A 25,027-nucleotide genomic window follows, 5' to 3' on the forward strand; every position below is an offset into this window, starting at 1 on the left:
GTACGGTATATTTGTGTTAGTAACTTTACATATAAATTATCTTGTTATCAGCGGCAAAATGATTTCTACTTTAGTGCCAATGCCCTTTCCACTATAAATCCTTAATCCATACTCATTACCAAAGTTCAATCTGATCCTTTCATTGACATTTCTAAGACCAATTCTTAAACCTACTCCTTTTGTCTCTGTACTATCAACCTTCCCTGTAACCAGCATGTTATTGATATGAATCAGCTTATCATGTCCAATGCCTACTCCATCATCTTGAATACTGATCAATAATCTGGTTTGTGTCCTAGAGGCATTGATGGTTATTGTCCCTTTGCCAATTTTTCTCTCCAAGCCATGATGAATGGCATTCTCAACGATAGGCTGAAACAGCAGTTTAGGTATGCAATAATCAAGGGTATCATCATCGACATTGTTTATGATGATAAATTTATTGTTAAAGCGATACTGCTGTATCATAAGATAATTGTCGACACTTTTCAGTTCTTCTTTCAGCGTTACAAGATTTCCGGTATTGCTTATGCTGTATCTGAATAGATCTGATAACGCTTTGGTCATGGTCTCTATCTTCTTCACACCCTCGGTTATTGCCAAACCCCTGATAGAATCAAGCGTATTATAAAGAAAATGGGGATTTATTTTGCTCTGAAGTGCATCCAATTCAGCCTGTTTTTTCATAATATTTGCATTATATTCTTTTAATACAAGGTCTTTTAGCTTCTCCGACATTTTATTCAAATCAAAATACAATGGATGCAGGATATTGTTTTCTTTAACATTGTTTATGCTGAAATCGGTAGATCCTTCAACCAGGGCATGGATAACATGTTCTATGTTTACAATAGGCTTATAAATTTTATTTTTAAACCTAATAATTATAATCAAATATACGAATACGCAAATAAGACCTGAGAGCAGGATAAGACTTTTTGAACCTATATCCTCCTCTTTTAGGTCTTGGGTTGGAATGAAGTAAAGAATCAATAGATCGTTGGTGTCTAATCTTTCATAGAAAAAGTAGTTTTTATTTCCTGCAGCCATACCATCCAATACGCCAAACCGGCCTATACATTTTTCAATGATCGTGCTTTCTATATCTACCAGCCGCTCTCCGGCCCTATATGTTGAAAGTATGACTTCTCCCTTGTGGTCAACTAATATGAACGCACCTTTGTCTAATAATTGCGAGTTTTTAAATCTTTCTTCAATAAAGGTCAAATCATCAACGTTATCTAGACTTAAGCAAAGAGCCCGCAACTGACCGCTTATATGTGATACTTTGCTTTTCAGCTTATAATCCGCGACATGAACATAACTGAAATATCCGTATATCAATAAGGTCATAAAAAGCATGATTGTATAAAGGCCGAATACGACCAGTAAATTTGATCTGATTCTTATCATTCTTAAACTGCTAATAAGATTATTTATTTTGTTTATCATCGTTTTATAATATTTCATTATATATTTCACCATATCATTCAATAAAATTTACATAAATATTTTTTTGTAATCTGTAGGCTTTACACCTACCGTCTTCTTAAAGAGTTTACTGAAATGTTTTGCATCGGTATATCCAACCTTCTCTGCAACTTCATAAATTTTCAGCCGGACATCTTTTAATAGTTCCTTTGCCATTTCCATTCTATAATGGATAATATAATCACTAAAATTAATACCTGTCTCTTTCTTGAATAGTTCACCTAAATATTTAGGATTCATGAAAACCTGATTCGCCACATCTTCCAGTCTTATTTCTTCTTTAAAATGCTCAATAATATATGCCTTTGTAATTTCAATAACTTTTCTTTTTTTGCTATTTTTTGAGCTGTTATAAATCTTTTTGCTATAATTGAATAGATTTGAAAAATATGTTAAAACATGCTGTATCGATTGACACTCATTAATTTCATTGTATATCTTGCTTTTGCTGATATTTTCCCCCTCCATGTCCAAACCGATTCTTCTCATTACTTTAAAAAATACTTCTATAATTTCATAGCATAGTTGGAAAAATGAAATTGGATTAACGTCCTTTCTTTCTTTAAAATCAGAGAACATGGCAGCAATAAGTATTTCAAGCGCTTCGTTATCAAATACCTCCAAAAAACATTCCAGCCTTTTTTCTTTATAAATAGGAAATATCTCCCTAAAATCCAATTGGAAATACACATTTTTTGAAATATCTATTACTTGATTTACACCTAAAATGACCCTTGCTTTCAAAGCATTCTCAGCAAAACGATATGATTCCGGCAGAGAACCGAATTCTTTTTCCGTGCTTCCCACTCCTAATGTTAATTCAAATTTTCGTATCATCGGAACAAAAGATTTGATGATATTGAAAGACTTAAAAACCATATTATTAATTTCTGAATCCTTATGAAAATCATAATTTAATATGCAAATGACTTGTTTGTTTGAAATAATAGCAATGATTTCAAAACATTCTTGGTTAAATATACAATTTATACGCTGCTGCATATCTTCAAGCACATCTTTTTCAACAGATTTGTTTATGTTTCTGTTACTTTTATTATCAATCCTGTAGATTAGAATTTTAAAGTATCCGGGCATGAAATATGTGTCATATTCATTATTGATTTTTGATAAGTCAATGTTCTGTTCCGGGAGATCCACATTGCATATAACGCTCTGAAAAAACTGCTCCTGAAGTTTCATGAGACTAAGTTCAAGTTTTCCTCTTACCAGCTTATCTTCTATTAACTTTTGTTTTTGGGCATATACTTTTGTTCCTACTACTTCCAGCAGGTCCTCAAGTTCTTTCTGGTCTATGGGCTTTAATAAATACCCAAGAGCACCATACTTTAACGCATTCTGCGTATAACTGAAGTCATTATATCCACTTACGATAATAAAACCTGTTTCGATTTCCATTTCTTTTATATTCTTTATTAAATCAATTCCGTCCATACCTGGCATTCGTATATCTATAATAGCCAAATCGGGTCTCTTCTCCTTTATCAGTTCATATGCCTCATCCCCGTTATAAGCCTCGCCTATAACGGTAAAATTGAGTTTTTCCCAATTGATGATCTTTTTAATCAGTTGACAGACCCAGAATTCATCATCAACAATTATTACCGTAAGCATAAGTCTATCCCTCCTAAGATATATTCAATAATGTTTCTTATCATTATTCATCACTTATGTGCATTTTCGCGAATAGTTATCAATTCACGGCAATGGTTAGAATTTTTTCCTGTGTTACATCCCTTCTATCTAATTCACCGCAAATAGTCCCTTTACGCATCACTATGATCCTATCACACAAGGATAGTACTTCCTTATACTCTGACGATACTAAAATGATACCTATGCCTTCCCTTGCCTGATTACGGATGATCTGGTGTATTTCTTGCTTAGATGCTATATCAATGCCTCTGGTTGGCTCATTCAGGATCAAAATCTCCGGCCTTATTGACAGCCATTTAGATATAAGCACCTTCTGTTGGTTGCCTCCACTGAGATTTCCAACCTCTTGGCTGCCAGATACGTTTCTTATCATTAGTCTTTGAATATAGTATCCTGCCATAAATTTCTCAAGACATAAGTTAATGATTCCAAACAAGCTAATCTTCCGTAATGATGGCAATGTTATATTTTCATTCATAGACATATTAAGTATTAACCCTTCAAGGTTTCTGTCCTCCGGTACCATTCCGATTTTATTCTTTATTGCATCAATAGGGGTTCGGATATCAATTTCTTTCCCTTTCATGTTAATAATGCCGGAATTTTTTTTCATTGCTCCGAATATAACTTTCATTAATTCAGTACCACCAGAGCCCATTAAACCTGTAAAACCTAGAATTTCTCCTTTTCTCAAGTAAAAGCTAACGTCTTTAAGCAGCTCTTCGGTTGAGATGTTTTCTACTTGGAGTATTTTTTCTCCGATTGAGTTGGAAAGTTTACCGGCTTTTTTTTCAAAATCACTTCCCACCATTAAAGAAATCAACATTTCTTCACTACATTCTGCCCTTAAATACGTACCTATAGAGACACCATCCCGCAATACCATAATTCTATCTGCAATCTGCAATGCCTCATTCAATTGGTGAGAAATAAAAATAACTGAGATACCTTCCGATTTCAGTTTGATAATTATTTCCCTGAGTATACATGTTTCTTTTTCAGACATAGAGGAAGTTGATTCGTCCATGATGATCAGCGAAAGATTTGTAGCTAAAGACCTGGCTATGCCTACCAACTGTTTCTGAACAACCGAAAGCCTGTCCACATACATCGTAGGATCAATATTTAACCCAACCTCCAGCAGATACTTTTCAGCCTCTTTATACATTTCCTTTTTGCTTATAAAAAAAGGCTTACAATACTTTTTATTTCCTAAAAAAATATTCTCTGCAACACTCAGATTGCGTATAAGGTTCAGTTCCTGATGAATGACACTTATCCCAAGTTTTTGAGAGTCACTGGGTACATTTAATTCCACTTCTTTTTCATTAAAATAGACTTTTCCGCTATCCTTTGTATATATACCGGCCAGTATTTTCATTAACGATGTCTTACCTGCTCCGTTCGCTCCTACCAGCGCCAAAACTTCGCCTTGTAGAACATTCATATTTACGTTATTTAGCACCTTAGTACCTGCGAAAGACTTAGATATGCATTCCATTCTAAGAATTTCCGACTGCATGAACACATACCTCCTTAAGTACACGGTTCCTATATACTGCATGAATTTTTACATTTATTAAATATCCGCATAAAACGAAAACTGAAATAGCACCGTAGTACCGGCTATTACAGTTTTCGTTCATATAGTAAAGGGATATTCTGTTCTTATCTGCTGGGATTACCATTGTGTTATGCATGCAATGCTGCTATCAATCATACAGCTTGTGCCTCGGCTAATCGTATCATAGGCAGACATAGCCTCCATCAACCACAATATCAGAGCCTGTAGCATATATAGAAGCATCACTTGCGAGAAACAAATAGGCACCTACCAGATCAACCGGCCTGCCAAGCCTTTTCAACGGCACTTTTGCCTCCCATACCGGATGCATTTCAGATGCATCTCGTATTAGTTCTGTCAACATATAACCCGGACTTACACTATTCACACGTATACCGTATTGTGCCCATTCCACCGCTAAAGCTTTTGTAAGCTGCATAACACCTGCTTTCGCGGCACAATAATTTGCGATTGTCTGTGGGATGTTGACAATATGCCCTGATATTGAAGCGGTGCTAACAATAGAACCTCCTTTTCCCTGTGCTTTCATTGTCCTTGCAGCTGCCTGTGCTGTTAGAAACACACCGTTTAGATTAACATCTATAACCTTTTTAAAATCGCTCTCTGATATATCCATTGCATTATCAAGCGTTGATATTCCGGCATTATTAATTGCAAAATCAATACTGCCGAATTCATTCAGAAATACTTCCATCATCTTTTCAACATCAGCGGCGTCAGTCACATTGCATCCGATAGCTGCAACCTTTCTGCCATATTTTTTCCAAATTTCCTCAGCTGCCTTTTGTGCAGCTTCATCATCAATATCCACCACTGCCAGATCGGCACCTGCATCAACAAAAGCTTCTGCAAGACATTTTCCTATTCCTCTGGCAGCACCTGTAATAAATCCTTTTTTATTTGCCATGCTAAATATATCAAGTACACTCATCATGATTCCCCCCCATTGAATATTCAATTTCTATTGTATTTTCTTACATTTGCTAAAGCAATGAGGGTAAATACATATTTGGTGTACTAAAACCAGAAATGCATTATCGTATTTAGGAGTACAATAGAAAGGAAAATAGGCTTTAGTGCCGAATATAATATATTATGGATTTCCTCCTTTGTTAACCGGTGTTTGGTCACACAATATGTTCAACATTCAGGGGTCAGATCCGTTTATTCTTTATTGTAAATGCGCAATTACCACTAGATCTAATCTTCCATTCCATGAATATCCCTCATATATTGAGAAGATACTCCATGTTTCTTTCTTTTAAAACATCTGCTAAATACCTTTCAACGGAAGATACATCGGTGAATTTAAAAACTTCATCTCTTACATTTTTAGCAAATTTCATATCTACAGATGTAATGATCTTTCTTATCTTTAGAATAGATGCCGTACTCACACTAAATTCATCCAACCCCATCCCCAACAGCAATATGGCTGCTTTGGGGTCACCGGCCAATTCTCCGCACATCCCTGTAAACTTGCCCATCTTGTGTGATATGTCAATCACACCCTGTATCAGTCTTAAAACGGCAGGATTTAAGCTATTATATATTTTACTGACACTCCTATTTCCACGATCCACCGCCAATGTGTATTGGGTCAAGTCATTGGTTCCGATACTGAAAAAGTCAACATGTTTTGCTATCATATCTGCATTAATAGCTGCCGACGGGATCTCAACCATTACACCTACCTGAATCTGTTCATCAAATTCAATCTTCTTCTCTTTCAACTCTCTTTTCGCTTCTTCTAGGATTTTATTTGCTGCCAATACTTCATCCACAGAAGAAATCATCGGATACATAATTCTTGCTTTACCGTATGCACTTGCTCTTAATATGGCTCTTAACTGCGCCTTAAACATATCTTTATCTTCAAGACAAATCCTTATAGCTCTGAAACCTAAGAAAGGATTCTCTTCCTTGGGGAGGTTGAAATAAGGTATTTCTTTATCTCCACCTACGTCAAGGGTCCTTATAATCACCGGCTTTCCATTCATCCCTTGCAATACTTGCTTATAAGAAAAGAACTGCTCTTCCTCGGTAGGCATACCGGACCTATGCATATAAACAAACTCCGTCCTGAATAATCCTATCCCCTCAGCGCCGTTCTCTATAACTCTAGCAACGTCCTCCGGCACACCGATATTTGCCGCTATCTCAACGACATGGCCGTCAATAGTAGATGATGGCGTATTAACAAGTTCTTTTAATTTTTCTTTAATACTCATCTGTTCATTGATTTTTTTTCGGATCTCGGACACTTTTTGCGAATCGATGTCAAACTCAGCCACGCCTGCATTTCCGTCAATATATGTCAGCACGCCATCTTTTACAGTGTTCAACACCCCTTTTAATCCAAATACCGCGGGAATATCCATATTTCGAGCCAGTATTGCCGTATGAGAGGTAATTCCTCCTCCTTCACTGATGATCCCTTTTACATGTTTAGTATCCGCTGCTGCAAGCATAGACGGACTGATTTCCTCTCCAACAAGTATGACATCCTCTATCATATTGGATAGATCCTTAAAGGGTATGCCAAGAATATTTTTCAAAATCCTGTTTCCAATATCCTTTAAATCTTCGGCCCGTTCCCGGATATATGGGTCGTCAATCATCTCAAATATTTTTGCCTGTTCATCGATGGTTTCTTTTACAGCCCATACTGCATTAAACCGCTGATTCATCACTTTGGATTCAATCTCTTTTGCAAGCACAGGGTCTTCAATCATGGCGATATGGGCCATCATGATTTCTGCTTTATCTTCACCTATATTTTCTTTGGAAATGTGATATACCTCTTCAAGCTGAAGCTTTGACTTCTCAATGGCTTTATGAAGCAAATCCAGTTCATCACGGATTTGCTCCTGTGAAATCTCCTTATGTTCTATAGTAATGTGGGGTTCATGGATTAAATACGCTTTGGCTACTGATATTCCCGGTGATGCTGCACTCCCCTGCATACGTCCACCTCCTCTACTCGCCAAAATTTGAATTGACTAATTCTGCAAGATTATCAATAGCTTTTTCTTCATCTTCCCCGTCAGCAATAATACTAATGGTACTTCCTGATTGTATCCCTGCTGAAAGAATATTTAAAATGCTTTTAGCATTTAAGTGTTTATTCTTATGCTCAATGATGATCTCTGATTTGAATTTTGATGCTGTTTTAGAGAATTCACTTGCAGGCCTTGCATGCAAGCCCACCTTATTTGTTATTAATACTTCGACTCTTTTCATAAACACTCCTCATTCTTAATAGTATTAAAATATCTGCTAACCTTTTTAATATGGTCTGCAAATGCTGATCTTGATCATATGCATTTACAGACCATCGTTTCTATTCAAACTACAGTTGCGCCTTTTGCATATAAACCGAACGATGCTATACTAAATCTATAATATTACACTGACTCGATAGCTGCCGGGCGTACTGGCTGCTTTATACGCCTCCTGTATCTCACTCAATGGAAAAGTGCACTGAACCAGTTTGGATACATCTACCATCTTTTTATTCAATAGATTGGCAGCAGTAAAGAAATCCTTCATATCTGCACCATAGGTTCCGACTAATTCCATTTTTCTATAGTGAATAAAGTTGGAGTCAACTTTCAACTCCGGTGCAGGATATCCTGCTGCAAAATATAGAATTCTTGCATCGTATTTCTTTACCATTTCAAATGCCTGCTTATTCGCAATATTAGCTCCAACAGCTATGATGACGGCATCGGCACCTTTCCCATCCGTGAGCTCCTTCACTTTTTCAACAGGATTGCAATCACCGGCATTGATGACTTCTAATCCCATAGATTCAGCTACTTCTATTTTTTCCGGCATCACTTCCGTTACGATGACCCTGCTGCCATAGGCCTTTGCCGCCTGGGCATTGACTAATCCCATCGTACCTGCACCTATAACGATAATCGTCTCCAGCGGTTTGATCCTTAATTTATCAAGACCCTTTACAACGGTTGCCAGCGGTTCCAGAAAACTCGCTTCACTAGCTGACAGTTCTTTATTCATTTTTATTAGCACTCTGCCGTCTCTAATACTATATTCCGAAAATCCAAAAGCACCATAATATCCGTCTTCCGTTGGTTCATTGGTGACTTGTGTACATTCACTGGTTAGCGCATGCCTGCATGGATCACATTCGCCGCAGAAGCTATAAGCAACAGCCACACGGTCACCTGCTTCAAAATCGCCTACCACTTTAGGACCCTTTTTCACTACTATACCGGCAAACTCATGTCCTCCTGCCATCGGGTAAGGCTGATGCTCTCTCAACCCCATCCACTGACCATAGTCAGTTGTACAGATATTGCAGGCTTCATGTTTTACCAGCACCTGATTGTCACCTATTTCAGGCAGTTCTCTTTGATGTACTTCTGCTAATCCGGCTTTTATTAATACCCCAAATTTTGTCTGATTCTCCGACATGATATCTCCTCCAACATTGATTTACTTTGCAAGCTTGAATATTTCAATAACATCTTCTTTATACAGTTTCTTAACATTACCTAGCGGACCTCTGCTGGTACACTTTTCAGCCATCTCTTCAATCCTATCATCAGGAATACCACCCTCGGTCAGCGTAACGGGAAGTCCTACTTGCTTAAAGAATTCCGTCATTCTTCTTATTCCTTCCAAGGCTACCCTTTCAGGATTTTCAAAATCCTGTTCCACGTTCCATACACGCACAGCATACTGCGCAAATCTATTCACATTTTCCTTATACACATACTTCATCCATGCCGGGAATATGATTGTTAACGTTGCACCATGCGTCATGTTATACAGTGCACTAATTTCATGCCCGATCATGTGTGAAGCCCAATCTTCGATTCTCCCTGTCCCTAACAAGCCATTATGGGCAATGGTTCCGGCCCACATAATTTCACTTCGCGCAATATAATCATTTGGGTCTTCCAGTGCTTTTGGTATGATATTGATCATTGCCTTCATTACTCCTTCACAGAGCCTGTCGGTAAGATCAACATCTACGACATTGGTGAAATATCTTTCAAAAACATGGGACATAATGTCTACACCACCTGCGGCAGTCTGATATTTCGGCAGAGAATAGGTCACCTCAGGATTTAATATGGAGAATCTTGGCCTCATCTCGTCTCCATCAAGAGCTCTTTTAATATGCCCGTCATCATTGGTTATAACCGTGGTCCTGCTAGCTTCGCTTCCTGTAGCAGGTATGGTCAGTATGGCTCCCAGTGGCAAACAGCCGGTTATTTGTGCCTTGCCGGTGAAATAGTCCCATACGTCGCCTTCATAATAATATCCCACCGCGATTGCTTTTGCTGAATCGATAACACTTCCACCGCCTACAGCCAGTATGAAATCAACTTTCTCCCTCCTGCATATTTCAATGCCTTCTTTTACAAGGCTTAGTCTGGGATTCGGGGTAACTCCCGTCAGCTCAACATATTCAATGCCATTCTCTTTTAAAGATTGTACGACACGGTCATAAAGTCCTATCTTTTCAATAATCCCATCACCATAATGGTGAAATAATATTTTTTTGCCGTACTTGCTGATCTCAGCGCCAACACTTGCATCCGTCCCCTTACCGAAAATAATCTTAGTTTCATTTTGATAGATAAAGTTTTCCATTGATTACACCCCTTTGTATAATAAAGTGATTTCTCAGCATTTTCCGTTAGATTCGAAAAGCGTCATATAATGCTTAAGTGCCTGTTTATATCCCTCGGTTCCTTTAAGAAAGGTTTCTATCAGGTTCGCATTTTTATTCCCAAACTCACCTAATTCTCTATCATGCTCCATTTTTGTTCTGTCAATCATTAAATAGTCTTTTAATACGCCTAAGCCTGCATTACTTAAATCTGTGAACAAATTAACTTTTTGAATGCCAATTTTGACAGCCTTTTTCAGATTTTCATCACCGGTTCCCGACCCCCCATGTAAAACAAGCGGTATATCAATCATGCTATTGAGTTTTTCAAGCAATTCAAACTCCAAGTGAGGCTCTCCGCTGTATGTACCGTGGGAAGTTCCCACTGCTACCGCCAGACAGTCCACTCCTGTTTTCTCAATGTAGTTTATTGCTTCTTCAGGTTTTGTCAACCCGGAATCTCTTGTACTCTCATATTCATAACCCATCCCAACATGTCCTAATTCAGCCTCTACTGAAACGCCGACATGATGTGCAATCTTTACTATTTCTTTTACTTCCTCTACATTTTGCTTGTACGGCAGTTTTGATCTGTCAATCATCACGGAAGTGAATCCTGCCCGGATGGCTGCTACGATTTCTTCATATGATCCGCCATGGTCAAGGTTTAATGCGGCCACTACATGTGGATACTTTCTTTCATAATATTTAGAAATTTCAGTGATGATCTCTTGATCTTTGAGTCCTGCAAAGTCTAATATCACAGGTGATTTTAATTCATCAGCAGCTTCATATGCTGCCTCTATTGTTTCTTTATTAAAAATATTTGGAGCAGCTACCCCATAATTGCGTTTTTTTGCATCTTTTAATATTTCAGCCATTGAAACTAACATTATTGTCCCTCTTTTCAACTCATAATAGATTTTGGTGTTTTACATAAATCAGTTCATATTAATATATTGTTCAATAGACTAATCTTATTTGTTAATTGGTGTTTGGTCACACTATATGCTCTGAATTCCAGGGTGAATTCCATTTTGATAATATTAAATCATTGATTATAATATCTCTCAAGATCATGCAGCATTCTGATGCGCTTATTGAGATCTCTTCTCTATAAGTTCATTAATATTTTTGATATTATCCTTGCTTCTTTGGATTATATTGCTGATCAATTCATCTCCTCTATAATCTTTCCGAAGCTCATCCGCCGCAATAATAGTTGATATGTCCAGTCCTGACATCGTGTAAACTTTATATTTTTTGTACAGAACGATTGCAACATTGAATGTTGAACTCCCGCATAAATCTGCAATAATCACAGTCCCTTCACGTCCATCCTTAAGCAGCCTTTCAATTTGTTCCATATATTCCTTAATAGATTGTTCAGGCATAAGTGAAAATGCATATATTTGCTTTATAGGCCCAATAATCATTTCTGCACTTTCTATAAGCATCTTTCCCCATGTGCCATGTGTCAGAATGAATATATCAGGTATTTTTGATTCGTCCAATTCAATCACTCCATTTACCAATGATTTTATCAATATCTGTAATATAAAATGGCTCACTGTCAGGTACCATTTGGATTTTTACCGGCAATCCTGCCATCTGAAAACTACGTATGATTTCTATATCTGCATCAGACAAGAACACATTCGGATATATCTTTTTTCGCCCAACGCCTATAGGAATTCTGCCTATGTTTATTTCTTCAAACTTTATTCCCTTTTCGTATATTCTGCTCAATACAAATAGATTTTTTGCCAGCAGGATCACTCGGTCATCAGATTCTTCCGCTTTTATTGCTTCTATTCCCTCTTGTATGGAGTAAATATCAAGCATAAACTCTTTCGGAAATATAAAATGCAACATACTCTGCAAGACAGGATCGGCAGAAGTCTCATCATCTATAACAATAATCCTGTTACACTCCCCTGATTTCAACCATTTAAACAATATCTGTCCATGCATCAGTCTGTCATCTATTCGCGCCATACGTATATTTAGCATGTTCTTATCCCCTATTTTATACTTTTTCTAAAATCATTGTCCTTAAGTTCTTAATACCATTAATCCCTGCATCGATACATAAGTTTACAAGCTCCGACAATTCACAGCATTCCCTGGAGTTTAAGGCCTCAATCAGCATAGGCAGATTTACTCCGGTTATGCTTTCGAATTTGTACCTTTTCATATTTGCTGCTGTGACATTGCTGGGACTTCCTCCAAATAGATCTGTTAGCACCAGAACACCTGAACCATCATCCATTTCTTGTATTGCATCACCTACCTTCTTTAATAATTCGCCTACATCATCACCGTGATTTAAACCATATACAGCTACTTTTTCTTGCTTCCCAATAATTAACTCTGAGGTTTTTACCAACTCTTGGCTAAAACCACCATGGGTAATAACTACAATTCCTATCATTTTTAAACTACCGCCTTTCAAGCAAATCTAATCCACCCTCTATTTCTTTAATAATGCAAGTTTCATGCCACAAATAGTGTGTTGGATTTAAAAATGCATAACATGTACTTTATTTAAAAAACGTTACTCACACTGCTATATTTCAAACGATGGATTAGATTATCATATATAAATGTTTCTTTTTATAATATAAAACTATTTCTTCCGTCTTAGTCGCTTAACACTGAACATCAAAATACTTCTACTGTGTCAATTTGACCTAAATATGCTTTCAACTGTGCTGTTATACACTAATGATTAATGGTTTTTATGTTAATTCCGTTATTTCATTAAAAAGGACTGAAGTATTTTAACTCCAGTCCAAAATGCAACAACTGCAAATCTTAACTCATATTAATCAAGTCTTTGTAATTTAAATAACACAATTATTGAATTAGAACAAACCTATCAGCGAACCTAATAAACACACTCCAAGGATAATGAATACAATATTCCCGAATTTTTGTCCTACTTTTCTTAGATACCAGTATAGGCCTAGCACCGCAGCAAGAGGAAGCATTCCAGGTAAGATGGAATCCAAAATTCCCTGAATCGGCACCCATTCGCCCGACATTGAAACCTTAACCGCTAAAGGTAATTTTACTGTATTTGCAGTTAGAGCGCCCACCATAAACAACCCAAGTATGCTGGAACCGGTTATTAACTCATTTACCAATCCGGACTGTAAAATCGTTTTTACCGCCCCTCTACCCATATTATAGCCTGTAAGCCATAAATAACGCCCTTCGAGATAAGGTATCAATGCAAATAAGAAAGCAACAAAAACGCCCGTCATACTGCCGTTTGCACTTAATGATGCCGCAAGGGAGAATATTAACGGCTTCCATGTACCCCAGTCCATTGTATCACCAATACCGGCTAAAGGCCCCATTAATCCGGTTTTGATACCGGTAATAGTATCATCAGGCACATCCTCGCCTCGCGCTTTGGCCTCTTCCATCGCAATGACAATCCCGTGTATTGTCGACCCCCATATCCCTTGACTGTTAAAGAAATTTAAATGTCTTTGAAGAGCAGCAACCAAATCTTCTCTTTTTTTATAAAGCTTTGCCAGGATACCACTGATAGAATAGCAGAACGCAAGCGTCTGCATACGTTCATACGAATTTGAAACCTCACATGCCCAATACCAACGATTATATGCTTTAAGTACATCTTTTTTAGTCAATACTGTTTTGCCTTTAGCACTGTTATCGTCTTTGTTGACAACCTGTTCTTTTTCCAAAACTTGTTCCATATCGCTTACCCCCTTATGAATTCTGTAATTCTTCCCTCATACTCTTCTTAGCTTCAGCCAAAGCTTCTCTCTTAAATACCGTGATGAGAATCGCCATACAAATACCAAATACTGCTGCTGCCATTGTACTAATTCCTAAGAATTGAACTGCGAAGAATCCAATAAAGAAGAAAGGCATTAATGATTTCTTGCCTATAACAAACAATATGATTGCAAATCCTAATGCAGGCAACAAACCTCCGGTCACACTGATACCATGAATAACCCATGCAGGTAATGCCTTCAATAATCCTTCCAGAACATCTGCCCCAAAAAGATTTGCTATAAATACAGGGGGAAATCTCATAACAAAACCTATAGCCATCGGCCAAATCAAGGCTTGTCTTGCTATACCTTTCAGATCTGCATCCAGAGCCAACTTGTCCGCTCTATGCACAAATGCTGCATTAACTGTTCTTCTAAGCTGATCAAGAAATACCCCTAGTACTCCGAAAGGTACCGCCAGTACCACCGCAGTCGAAGGATCAACCCCCAGCTTCATAGCCATCGGTATAGCCAACACACCTGCTAAACATTCATCAGCTGGAAGGTTCGCACCTGCAGCAACCATCCCGACATATACCAGCTCGATTGCAGCACCAATGATTAATGCTTTAGGAATATCGCCCATCAAAATACCAATAGGTAATGCAATTACTAATGGTTGTTTGAAAACATAATGCAACGTATACCCCGGCGCTCCCGCAAAAAACCAAAACCATAATGCTGTCACTAATGCTACCGATAGTTCCATTTCTACCCCTCCTATAAATTCTTGAATTTCTTAAGCACCTTATCAAACTCCATTTTTGATTCTTCAGGAATAATGTGAAGTACGACTTCAGTCCCCTTGCCCGACATTTCCTTGAGCTGGCCGGCATCTTTACTATCGAAGGATACCGCTCTAAGCACAGTTGTCCTCCCAGCTGCACTAGGTAATCCTCCAATCTGAAGATATTTCATAGGGAAGCCTAGTTTAAAGAGTCTGTAGCATGTTTCAACATCTTTAAATAAAATCAGAATATTACCATCACCAAAATTGTCTTTGGACCATCTTGCCATCGCCTGTTCGACACTCATGATTTCAACTTTAACGTCTTTAGGTGCAGCCATGATATAGATATCTGCCATGAAGCTGTCTTTTGAGAGCGGATCATCGACGATAATAATCTTACCGGCATTCGCTACCTTTACCCATTTTGTGATCACTTGCCCATGAATCAGTCTGCTATCAATTCTAATCAAATTAATATTTGCCATTTGCTCACCTCCTCCTTTTAATATCATTACCAGTGCTATACTTACCCCTTATTCCTCCTCTTCTTTTACTTTTTTGTCTCGTTATATTTATATAGCAATTCACATGCCAGCTTATGTGTGTTACAAAAAATAAACAATGCTGACGGATACTACAAGATGTTTCAAGCTCATATTGAAGGTATTGCTTAAAACTAATTAGTCATCCAAGATGAGGAAATAAAACTTTACAGATATGAAAACTGTGTTTGTTGTCAAACGGCAAAAACTGCATACAGCGCCTTGGCTGCCGCAAATCAAGTCTCAAAACAGAGATGCCAAAATAGCACCCAATCATTTTTTTGGAATTGATTGGTATAATCTTAGAAAATAAAGAAAAGATGCTGTTAATCAAGCATATGCAGGCAATGTTAATACTTTGTAAATTTTTTATTATCATCATCGACCACATCAAAACTTTTTCAGTATTTGAAACAGCATGTCATTCTCTGGTATCTAGTGCGTCGAATGATTGTCAGATTTCCGATAAATCTATCATTCTGTGTAAATAAGTTCAATGATGTATGCCATTTCTGTGTCAGGCACACTAATTTCTATCGTATCTTCTAATGCTTTAAATGATTTTTTTACGATATCATATGTTTCTTTTTTAGAGTTTATTAACTCCTCTGCCCCAACATATGGCAGGGGCTCCTTTAGTACGAGACGTTCTATCATACAGCAGCAATGAAAAAGATAACGAGTCGCAATTTTGTCAGGGGATTTTAAATTAAGCTCATTCTTTATATAATCAAAAGAGTTTTTTACAAGTGTATACGCTTTTTTCGGATCCAGAAATACAAGCATCTTGCTCAGCATTTCCAACAAGACACCCTTTTCGTTTAACTTTTCCTTTTCATTTCTGAAGTCAAAAATCTTTAATGCATTTTTTATTTTCTTGATGCCCTCGCCAACCACCAGCTCATCTACTGAAATAAATGGTATTCCAGGAAGGTGAAGATCCACTGTTCCAACTACTGCAGCAATATTGCCAAGACTGCTGGTATCAATTATTTTACTTATATTCTTCGCATTAGTTATATCCAGCGGTTTAATTTTTATTTTGTTCTCATCAATAAACGGCAGCGTATTTCTCAATAGCTTTTCAATCTTTACAGCTGCCCCTCTTCCGGTAACACAAGTAGCTATGATGGTTTTGGATTCAAGTGGATGCTCTCTTCTTTTTGTATCACTACTTATTAATCTACCCATATAAGGATTCATTGTTTTTAATTCATCAACCAGCCTTTCAAGGGTAATCTCAGGAATAAAGCTTTTTCTTACTGCTTCAATTACGATAGGCGTAGAAACCATGTCAACGAAACCCACATTGATACCTGACTTCTTCGATATGATCTCTGAAAAAGCAGTCAAAGACCCCATATCAACAAGGAGAAGCACCCCTTTTCCTTCGTCCACGTCCTTTACTTTCTTGATTGTCTCTTCCAGAACTGTCTCCACTTTAATATTCAAAGGCATATCAATCGCTTGACAGTGTTTGGTATTCAATAAGTTGTTGGTGACATTTGCTATGCTTGTCGCCGTCTTATCCCCGTGTGCAACAACAATGATCCCTACTTTTTTATTACTTTCATCCATGTCAATGGCACTTAGAAACATGCTCAGAAAGCCAACCTCTTCCTTGGGAATACTGATTTCAAGCCTTTTTTCCAACACCTCCCACATTATCTTTGCAACCTTAAACTCCTTGGGGTAATTCAGCGCAATTTTATTGATCTCTTCGTTATAAATGACTTTTCCGTCCGCAATTCTTTCGATAAGCGCACTAACATGCATTGACAGTCCAATAATAGATTTACTGCTTATTTTTCGCTCCAGTTTCTGCTCTGCTGCCATAACAGCGGCCTCCACCGCATGATAAATTCTAGGGCTGATCACCTTAAACAACTCTTCCTTGCCATGCATTTCTTTCTCTACCTTGGATTTTTTAAGAAGTTTATCTAAGTATGTCTCTATATCACTATTGATGATTTCATTTATTTTATCTTTAGAATATCCTAGCTCCGTGAACTCATTGTATTTGTCGATAATTTCTCCATAAAGATTATTGGACAAGCAATAATTGTTAATACTAATATATTTTTCCCCATCTGTTTTTTTGAAAATATAGTATTCCTGGGAAGTTTTTAAAAAGTCTAATATGCCTTCTCTCTTTTTATGATAATTTAATAGGCCATTAAAGATATGCTCAGGTAAAATTGTAGTCTCTACCTCTATCATTTTCCTGTTATTAGTTTTATATTCAAGGAACCCCCGGGCACATAATAACTGGATATCTGCTCTTAACTGCCCGATATTTCCAAAGCAGTCGTACAAAAGTGCTGCTACTAAAACATCCTTATAGACCTTTATAGGTACACCGATATTATTTACCTCTTCCAAGAAGAAGCTTTCTATCAGTTGAAGCCTTTCCGAAATTGGTCTTTCACTTAAGGAGGGCAAATGAATTGTCATTGGGATTCTTCGTAAGAAAGTCTTTAGTAATACAGAATCGGTATCTTCTGTTGTTGCACCGATAATTAATACATTGGCTTTTCTTAAATTCTCGGTTTCTCCAAGTTTTCTATACATACCCCTATCCATGAGCAAAAACAACATTTCTTGCCCTTCCGGAGGCAGCCTGTGTATTTCATCCAATAAAAGGATCCCGCCATTGGCCGTCTCGACTATTCCTGTCTTATCTTTGATCGCACCTGTAAAAGCTCCTTTCATATGGCCGAATAGCTGCGACAAAATTAACTGCGGGTTCTCCGCATACTCAGCACAATTGAATATTACAAAATTAGCATCTTTGCTGATGGTGTTCATATATGCCGCATACGTATACATCATCTCAGCAAATGTTGTTTTTCCAACCCCTGTCGGACCCGTCAGCAATGTATGCAGACCTTTAGGCGGATATAGAATAGCTGCTTTTGCTTGTTTTATTTGAATCTCCAAGCTGCTCTTTGCACCTATCATTTGTTCAAAAGGGTCCGGCATTCTGCTATCATCAGTTTTTGGAGCGTCCTTCACAGAAGTTAACAATGCTTTAATATCTCTTATAATATTGCTCTCTAATTTTTTGCTAATAATTTCTTCAAGGTTATTTTTTTCAAAGAATAGTACAGGACGGCCTATGATTTTAACAACTAACCCTTCACTCACCAGTTTGTTTAACTCTCTGCTTACATTGCTTCTATCCAACCCAGTCTGAAGAGAAATAGCTTCTGCGTCAAATCCTATATCTCCCTTTTCAATATAATCAATATGAATTTGACTTGAAGCGTCCTTTAATGCAAAATACACTCTATCCTTTCTCGTCATTTTGCTCATCTTGTCCATCCTTTCCAAGTTAAACTATTTTGAATTAGATAAAATCCATGTTAACGATCCGACTTTTAATTAATATGTTTTTGAAATGCGGTATTGAAAGCATAAGGTAATATAAGATATCATAATGTATAAATTATTCTCTTGTCAATGAGAGAAGGATTCTCATTTCTCATACCATAAGTAATTCTAATAATATCCAGTACAATTCTATCTATTTGAATGAATATAATTGACAATGACGGATGTAATTCATATAATATAAGAAGTGCTATTACTTTACTCAATATTTCCAAAACTGCTAATATGCCTTAAAGCAGCTGAACTTCAGCTTTTTATTGTTTTAATGGTATATCCTCTTCATGCTAATTTTCGGTTGAAAACTACAATTTTGTCTATAGAGAATAAACTCCCTTAAACTATATTAACATAAAATAATAATAATGTTAATACTTATATTATGCAAACTCGTCAACATATCGCGTAGACTGTTTTTGTTCAAATATTCTTATATGAGGAGGATTCAAATGTTATCAGTTACTTTATTAGTGAATAATGATGTTGGCTTGCATGCAAGACCAGCCAATAATCTTGTAAAAGAAGCTTCAAAATTTAAATCTGAGATTACTATAACAAAAAACAACTCAGTAAAAAGTGCAAAAAATATTCTAAATGTTTTAAGTCTATCTGTGGCAAAGGGTGATCATATTACCATTACTGCAAATGGCCCTGACGAAAAAGAAGCGATACAAGCGTTGAAAAAGCTATCGGATAATAATTTTGGCGCATAAATGATTATAGTATATAAAAGGAGAGTTCGTTATGACGAATAAGCGAGAGATCTTATCCAAAGTTTCTATATTGTATGCATTTATGTCCCTTTGTTTGGTGGGAATCAGCTATATAGAACTAAATCCAAGGGTCAACATCAATTCCGGTGCCGACTATAACAAGATCGTAATAATTTTGATAGTTGGTGCTGTGATCGTTGGCGCTTTTATGACACTTTTAGTAAGTAATAGTATTTCTAAAAGTATCGCTGTTCTTTTGACATGTTCAAGCAAATCAAAGAATGACAATAGTGAACTTAAATCATTATCAGTAGAAACAACCCACATCAATGTTGAAAAATCTTTGGATAATAGAGATGGCATAATGAAAAAAATTTCGGTCATACTGAATTCTATTAGTAATACAAAAAGAGAAATGGATAACCTTAACCAGCATATAGAAGATATATCTGCCACCACACAACAGCTTTCTGCTTCAATGGAAGAAGCAGCCGCATCGTACGACCAGATGCATAGTACATCCGTTGATATTGAAAAAGCTGTTGAAACGATGGCTCTTAAGGTTCAAGATAGCACTGATGCCGTATATGAAATCAGCTTGAGAGCTAAAGAGTTAAAACAAAATGCTATTATCTCTCAACAAAGTGCTCAGGAAGTCTATTCAAAAACGCTATCAAGCCTAAAGACCGCATTAAATGAATCTAAAGCTGTTGAAGAAATTAGTAGTTTGTCAGATGCCATTCTAAAAATTACATCCCAAACTAACCTGCTTTCATTAAATGCAGCCATAGAAGCAGCAAGAGCCGGCGATGCAGGTAAGGGATTTTCAGTTGTAGCCAATGAAATCAGAAAACTCGCTGAAGATTCAAGAAATGCTGTTAATAGAATACAAGCCGTTACGGACAATGTAATAAAATCTGTAGAAAATCTGTCTAAAAATATTGAAATCGTAATGGAATTTATGGAAAATCAAGTAGTTAATGATTATCATGGAATGGTTAAGATCGGTGAACAATATGATAAAGATGCTCAGTTTTTTGATGATTTAATAAATGACTTGAGTTCAACCTCGGGTATTCTTCTGTCATCTATCAACAATATCTTACAAGTAATAAATGATATGGCTCATGCAACAAATGACGGTGCTGAAGGTGTCTGCAATATTGCTGAAAAATCAAGCGATCTGGCAGCAATGTCGCGAAATATTATCGACATTACTCTAAATGCAGAAAAAAGTTACAAAGAAATCATAAAAAAAGATTGTCAACTAGAATAAGATGATTTAAAACTAATTTTTCATAACAGCGATAAAAAAGTGAAGTAAGTACCCGATGCTTATTAAGGACTTCTAATGCAATTACGGTTGTCTATGCACTAAATGCAATGATATCAGAGATATGAATGAGTCATGACCACCCGTAAAACGGGTGGTTTTTTCACCATATACGGGCAAGTTGCCGGCAGCGGGTAGATAGAGTCGTCAATGTCGTTAACTTAAAAAATCCAATCATAGCAACTTAAATTACTGCCGTACAATATTTTTTTATTGGCAATACAAGCTCTTAGACTTGGAATACCAGTTGTTGAAACATATTATATTTTCAACTTTACAGTTAACTATCTATAAAATACATGTATTCTAATCGTGGAAATACTCATATATATTCTCTGCTGTCTTCTTATCTATTCCTTGAACTTTTTCCAGTTCTTCAGTATTGGCTTTTTTGATCTTCTCAATGGATTTAAAGTGCTCCATTAGATGTTTTCTTCTAACTGCTCCGATACCGCTAATAGATTCTAATTCCGATACCAGTATTTTTTTGCCCCGGATATTTCTATGATAACTGATCGCTACTCTATGAACCTCATCCTGAATTTGCGCTGCCAGCTTGAACGCATTACTATGGATAGGTATATTAAACTCTACGTCTTCGGTTACTATTCCTCTGGTTCTGTGCTTATCATTCTTAACCATACCGAAAACAGGTATATCCATCCCCAGTTCATTTACAATTTCTTTAGCTGCATGCACATGCCCTTTTCCGCCATCTATCAATACGATGTCAGGCAAATGAATAAACTTTGCTTTTTCTTCATCTAGTGTACCTTCTTCAATCTGTTTTTGCTCCTGTTTTACTCTCTTTAATCTTCTAAATAGTACTTCCTTAATGCTTTCATAATCATTCGGGCCTTTCACAGATTTGATTTTGAATTTCCTATATTCATGGTTGGAAGGTTCAGCATTTTCAAATACTACCATCGCCCCAACACTTTCAGCTCCTCCGGTGTTTGATATATCATATGCTTCTATTCTTAACGGCAGTTTCTTAAGCTGCAAAGCATCCATTAACTCTGTCAAAGCACTTTGCGCAAAATGCTTTTGCTTTTTTATCTTTCTCTCAAACTGCTGTAACGTCTCAAACGCGTTAGTACTTACCATCTGAATAAGCTTTTGCTTTTCACCTTTGCGCGGAACCGTGATATATACTTTGGAGCCTCTCTTACCGGTTAACCATGATTCAATAATGGAAGCCTCATCGATATCCGACTGCAAGACAATCTCTTTCGGAATATATGATGCGCTGTTATAAAACTGTTTTATAAAAGATGTCATAGTTTCTTGCCTTTCTAATGGTGAAGCACCATCCAGTATAAAGTGCTCTCTGCCTATGAGTTTTCCGCCTCTTATAAAGAAAACCTGAACGCAGGTCTCCGCCTCTCCTGCTGCAAAAGCAACAATATCTTGATCGCTTAAAGTAGAAGATATAATTTTCTGCTTTTCTGCAATTTGCTTTATACTGTTTATTTTGTCTCGCAGACTCGCTGCTTTTTCGAAATCCAATCTTTGAGAAGCATCATTCATATCCTTTGTCAACTTCTCAATAAGCATATCTTGTTTCCCATCCAGAAAAGTACAAATATCCTTAAACATTTGCCGGTATGATTCCACATTGATATTTCCCTGACAAGGCGCAAGACATTGTTTGATATGGAAATTGAGGCAAGGTCTTTCTTTTCCTATATCTCTAGGAAAAACTTTTTTACAAGTCCGAATCCAGAACACCTTCTTAATCAGGTCTATTGTTTCTCTAACCGCAGTGGTACTTGTATAAGGACCAAAATACTTTGCCCCATCTTTTTCAGTTCTACGCGTGATTAGAACTCTGGGATATTCTTCATTTAGTGTGATTTTAATATATGGATAGTGCTTATCGTCCTTTAGCAATACATTATATTTAGGCCTGTGTTTTTTGATCAGATTGCATTCCAATACCAACGCTTCCAACTCTGAATCTGTAACAATATACTCAAACTCCGCAATATTTGACACCATGGACTGTACTTTGGGAGAATGATTTTTTGATGACTGAAAATATTGCCTTACTCTGTTTTTTAAAATTTTTGCTTTGCCAATATATATAATGTTATTCTCCTGGTCTTTCATAATATACACACCCGGCTTATCCGGTAAATTTTTAAGTTGCTCTTGGATATCAAACATACGTTTCCCACCTCTTACTACTATTATCATATATCTATTTCATTTTTTCCATCTATTTTTTCTGGAAAAACAGAAAAAAATAACTCCACTCATATGAATGAAGCTATTTTAGCCATTGTATTATTCATTTGTTACTCTGCAAAATTAGAATTAATAAGTTCTACCATTGCATTTACTGCATCTTCTTCGTCAGCGCCATCTGCTATGATTGTAATTCTGGTTCCCTTAGATATACCGAGTGAAAGAATCCCTAATAAACTCTTTGCATTTACTTTTCTTTCATCCTTTTCTACCCAAACACTTGCTTTAAATTCATTCGCTTTTTGAATAAAAAACGTGGCTGGCCTAGCATAGAGCCCCACTTGGTTTTGCACCACCACATCTCTGTAAATCATAACACCGCTCCTTTTCTATATTTTAACAATAAAAACAGTAATAACATACGTATCTTTTCATAAGTAACAAAACATAACGCCATAGTCCACCAGCTATATACTTAAGAATACTAAATATCACTGACGAAGTCAATAATATTTGATTTTTATTTTCTAAATATTCTTTGTATAGGACTGATGATTTCAGTAATATGTATTACATTGGCTGCATGCCCATCTCTTGGGACATAAAGTATTTGTAAATCATTTACTCTTTCACGATAACTTTGATACTCCAAGGTCACTGTCTTTTTATTATCACGCAATATCTCCAACCATATATAATTGGGATAGTCGCGAAGTAAAGTTGTGATTTCTTGATAAGTCATCACATCCTCATTATTGACCCGAAGAATTATATCACCGGGAAGAATACGCATTTTGTCTGCCGGACCATCTTTCACCACATCCAAGACTCTAATACCTTTTTCCGGCACTGAGAAATAAGGGCTGCCGTATTTCTCTTTTCTAATCCAATACAGTACCAACAATTCATGTGCGGCAATAGCAAATACCGCTGCAACATACTTCATTATATAAACATGTGATGAAGCTACTGCAAGTACTATTAATATTATACTATAAAAACTTAAAAATGTCGCTGATTTTTTCACTTTAATTTCAGGTCGGTTTGTAATAACCACATCAGAATAACCCAGAACAGCAGGAATAGCCAGTATGCTAAAAAGCAAAGATTTATTCGCGGGAACATCAGGCTGCTTCATTAGCGGCCACCAGTCCGGTGTATTAATATTAACCACCTCTGCAGGCATATCGCTACTTAATACGATACTAACGATCATTAGGGCAATAGGAATTGGCCAAAACTTTTGAACAGAAAATGCCCCTACTACTTTTTCCTTATGTCTCACAAAAATCGGAACCGGGTTTTTAGCCCCTTGGCTCCACATCATGAACGCTTCACAAAGATGAAGAAGACCTACTAACGCTAATAACCCGCTGACGTCTATCACAGGCCATCCAACCAATAAATTCATCAAAGCAAGTATCCCACCGGCATAGGAAAAACATACATATCTGACATTGATAAATCCTAGTATCAATACAGCCGCCCATATAAATAATAAACTGTTATTATCGATGTGAATATATATTCCTGTAAAATTAACTATCAAACTCGCTATATACCCAATTAAGATACCATACATCACAGATTCAAACAGCATCTCTCCAGGGTTGGACTTCATCTGATTCACCGTACTGTATTCAGAATTTACCATTCGTTTATATAATATGTAAATCAAAAAAATTGCTCCCCAATATACCGGCTGCAATAGCCCTAATGTAAAATTCATGCTTACAACTTTAAACATTTCAAATACATCTGTTAGTGAAAACAACTCACTCATCTCCAATCAAATAGCCGCTCCTTCATACAGCCACTATTACTCTTTCTATCAGGAACAAAAGCCGCTTTGCTGCTTTTGTTTGCGCATGTACCTTCTCCGAATGCAATGAAGAACTTCCGGTACGCACATAA

General features: G+C 36.8%; 21 protein-coding genes. 2 read left to right on the forward strand and 19 right to left on the reverse strand.

Going from position 1 to position 25,027, the window contains the following annotated elements:
* Positions 1-36 precede the first annotated feature (36 nt).
* The 16 genes from QKW49_RS07305 to QKW49_RS07380 all read right to left on the reverse strand — a co-directional run bounded on the left by QKW49_RS07305 (position 37) and on the right by QKW49_RS07380 (position 18,802).
* Positions 37-1,470 carry a histidine kinase gene (locus QKW49_RS07305; protein ID WP_282866877.1) on the reverse strand — a complete coding sequence of 478 codons (1,434 nt, stop codon included), beginning with the start codon at positions 1,468-1,470 and terminating at the stop codon, positions 37-39.
* Positions 1,471-1,500: 30 nt separating this feature from the next.
* The gene (locus tag QKW49_RS07310; protein WP_282866878.1) at positions 1,501-3,123 is read right to left on the reverse strand and encodes a response regulator; all 1,623 of its coding nucleotides are present in this window, start codon (positions 3,121-3,123) and stop codon (positions 1,501-1,503) included.
* A 79-nt stretch (positions 3,124-3,202) separates the two neighbouring features.
* Positions 3,203-4,687: a sugar ABC transporter ATP-binding protein gene (locus QKW49_RS07315; RefSeq protein ID WP_282866879.1), complete on the reverse strand. Its 1,485-nt coding sequence runs from the start codon at positions 4,685-4,687 to the stop codon at positions 3,203-3,205.
* 223 nt (positions 4,688-4,910) lie between these two features.
* A complete protein-coding gene (locus tag QKW49_RS07320; RefSeq protein WP_282866880.1) occupies positions 4,911-5,684 on the reverse strand; it encodes an SDR family oxidoreductase in 774 nt (257 codons plus the stop codon).
* Positions 5,685-5,976: 292 nt separating this feature from the next.
* On the reverse strand, positions 5,977-7,716 hold the full coding sequence (gene ptsP, locus QKW49_RS07325) for a phosphoenolpyruvate--protein phosphotransferase (RefSeq protein WP_282866881.1): 1,740 nt from the start codon (positions 7,714-7,716) through the stop codon (positions 5,977-5,979).
* Positions 7,717-7,729: 13 nt separating this feature from the next.
* Positions 7,730-7,993, reverse strand: coding sequence for an HPr family phosphocarrier protein (locus QKW49_RS07330; protein WP_282866882.1), 264 nt, complete (start codon positions 7,991-7,993; stop codon positions 7,730-7,732).
* A gap of 156 nt (positions 7,994-8,149) precedes the next feature.
* Positions 8,150-9,193 (reverse strand): zinc-binding dehydrogenase, encoded by a 1,044-nt coding sequence (locus tag QKW49_RS07335; RefSeq protein ID WP_282866883.1) that lies wholly within the window; start codon positions 9,191-9,193, stop codon positions 8,150-8,152.
* 21 nt (positions 9,194-9,214) lie between these two features.
* Positions 9,215-10,381 (reverse strand): iron-containing alcohol dehydrogenase, encoded by a 1,167-nt coding sequence (locus QKW49_RS07340; RefSeq protein WP_282866884.1) that lies wholly within the window; start codon positions 10,379-10,381, stop codon positions 9,215-9,217.
* 33 nt (positions 10,382-10,414) lie between these two features.
* Positions 10,415-11,293: a class II fructose-bisphosphate aldolase gene (locus tag QKW49_RS07345; RefSeq protein WP_282866885.1), complete on the reverse strand. Its 879-nt coding sequence runs from the start codon at positions 11,291-11,293 to the stop codon at positions 10,415-10,417.
* Between the two features lie 204 nt (positions 11,294-11,497).
* Positions 11,498-11,914 (reverse strand): hypothetical protein, encoded by a 417-nt coding sequence (locus tag QKW49_RS07350; protein ID WP_282866886.1) that lies wholly within the window; start codon positions 11,912-11,914, stop codon positions 11,498-11,500.
* Position 11,915: 1 nt separating this feature from the next.
* A complete protein-coding gene (locus QKW49_RS07355; protein ID WP_282866887.1) occupies positions 11,916-12,413 on the reverse strand; it encodes a PTS sugar transporter subunit IIB in 498 nt (165 codons plus the stop codon).
* Between the two features lie 16 nt (positions 12,414-12,429).
* Complete coding sequence (locus QKW49_RS07360) at positions 12,430-12,834, reverse strand: PTS sugar transporter subunit IIA (RefSeq protein ID WP_282866888.1); 405 nt, start codon at positions 12,832-12,834, stop codon at positions 12,430-12,432.
* Positions 12,835-13,267: 433 nt separating this feature from the next.
* Entirely contained in the window at positions 13,268-14,131 is an 864-nt protein-coding gene (locus QKW49_RS07365) for a PTS system mannose/fructose/sorbose family transporter subunit IID (protein WP_282866889.1), read from the reverse strand.
* 13 nt (positions 14,132-14,144) lie between these two features.
* Positions 14,145-14,924: a PTS sugar transporter subunit IIC gene (locus tag QKW49_RS07370; protein WP_282866890.1), complete on the reverse strand. Its 780-nt coding sequence runs from the start codon at positions 14,922-14,924 to the stop codon at positions 14,145-14,147.
* Positions 14,925-14,935: 11 nt separating this feature from the next.
* Positions 14,936-15,430, reverse strand: coding sequence for a PTS sugar transporter subunit IIB (locus tag QKW49_RS07375; protein ID WP_282866891.1), 495 nt, complete (start codon positions 15,428-15,430; stop codon positions 14,936-14,938).
* A gap of 531 nt (positions 15,431-15,961) precedes the next feature.
* Positions 15,962-18,802: a sigma-54-dependent transcriptional regulator gene (locus QKW49_RS07380; protein ID WP_282866892.1), complete on the reverse strand. Its 2,841-nt coding sequence runs from the start codon at positions 18,800-18,802 to the stop codon at positions 15,962-15,964.
* 524 nt (positions 18,803-19,326) lie between these two features.
* On the opposite strand from QKW49_RS07380, the gene QKW49_RS07385 reads away from it, so the two are divergent.
* The gene (locus QKW49_RS07385) at positions 19,327-19,590 is read left to right on the forward strand and encodes an HPr family phosphocarrier protein (RefSeq protein WP_282866893.1); all 264 of its coding nucleotides are present in this window, start codon (positions 19,327-19,329) and stop codon (positions 19,588-19,590) included.
* A 31-nt stretch (positions 19,591-19,621) separates the two neighbouring features.
* Positions 19,622-20,866, forward strand: coding sequence for a methyl-accepting chemotaxis protein (locus QKW49_RS07390; RefSeq protein WP_282866895.1), 1,245 nt, complete (start codon positions 19,622-19,624; stop codon positions 20,864-20,866).
* 363 nt (positions 20,867-21,229) lie between these two features.
* Here the strand turns inward: QKW49_RS07390 and uvrC are convergent, their stop codons facing one another.
* The 3 genes from uvrC to QKW49_RS07405 all read right to left on the reverse strand — a co-directional run bounded on the left by uvrC (position 21,230) and on the right by QKW49_RS07405 (position 24,887).
* Positions 21,230-23,092, reverse strand: a complete 1,863-nt coding sequence (gene uvrC, locus QKW49_RS07395; RefSeq protein WP_282866896.1) for an excinuclease ABC subunit UvrC — start codon at positions 23,090-23,092, stop codon at positions 21,230-21,232.
* Positions 23,093-23,223: 131 nt separating this feature from the next.
* Positions 23,224-23,487 (reverse strand): HPr family phosphocarrier protein, encoded by a 264-nt coding sequence (locus QKW49_RS07400; protein ID WP_282866897.1) that lies wholly within the window; start codon positions 23,485-23,487, stop codon positions 23,224-23,226.
* A gap of 146 nt (positions 23,488-23,633) precedes the next feature.
* Entirely contained in the window at positions 23,634-24,887 is a 1,254-nt protein-coding gene (locus QKW49_RS07405; RefSeq protein ID WP_282866898.1) for a PDZ domain-containing protein, read from the reverse strand.
* Positions 24,888-25,027: the final 140 nt, after the last annotated feature.

It is taken from the genome of Petroclostridium sp. X23 (assembly GCF_030013905.1).
GTDB lineage: Bacteria > Bacillota > Clostridia > SK-Y3 > SK-Y3 > X23.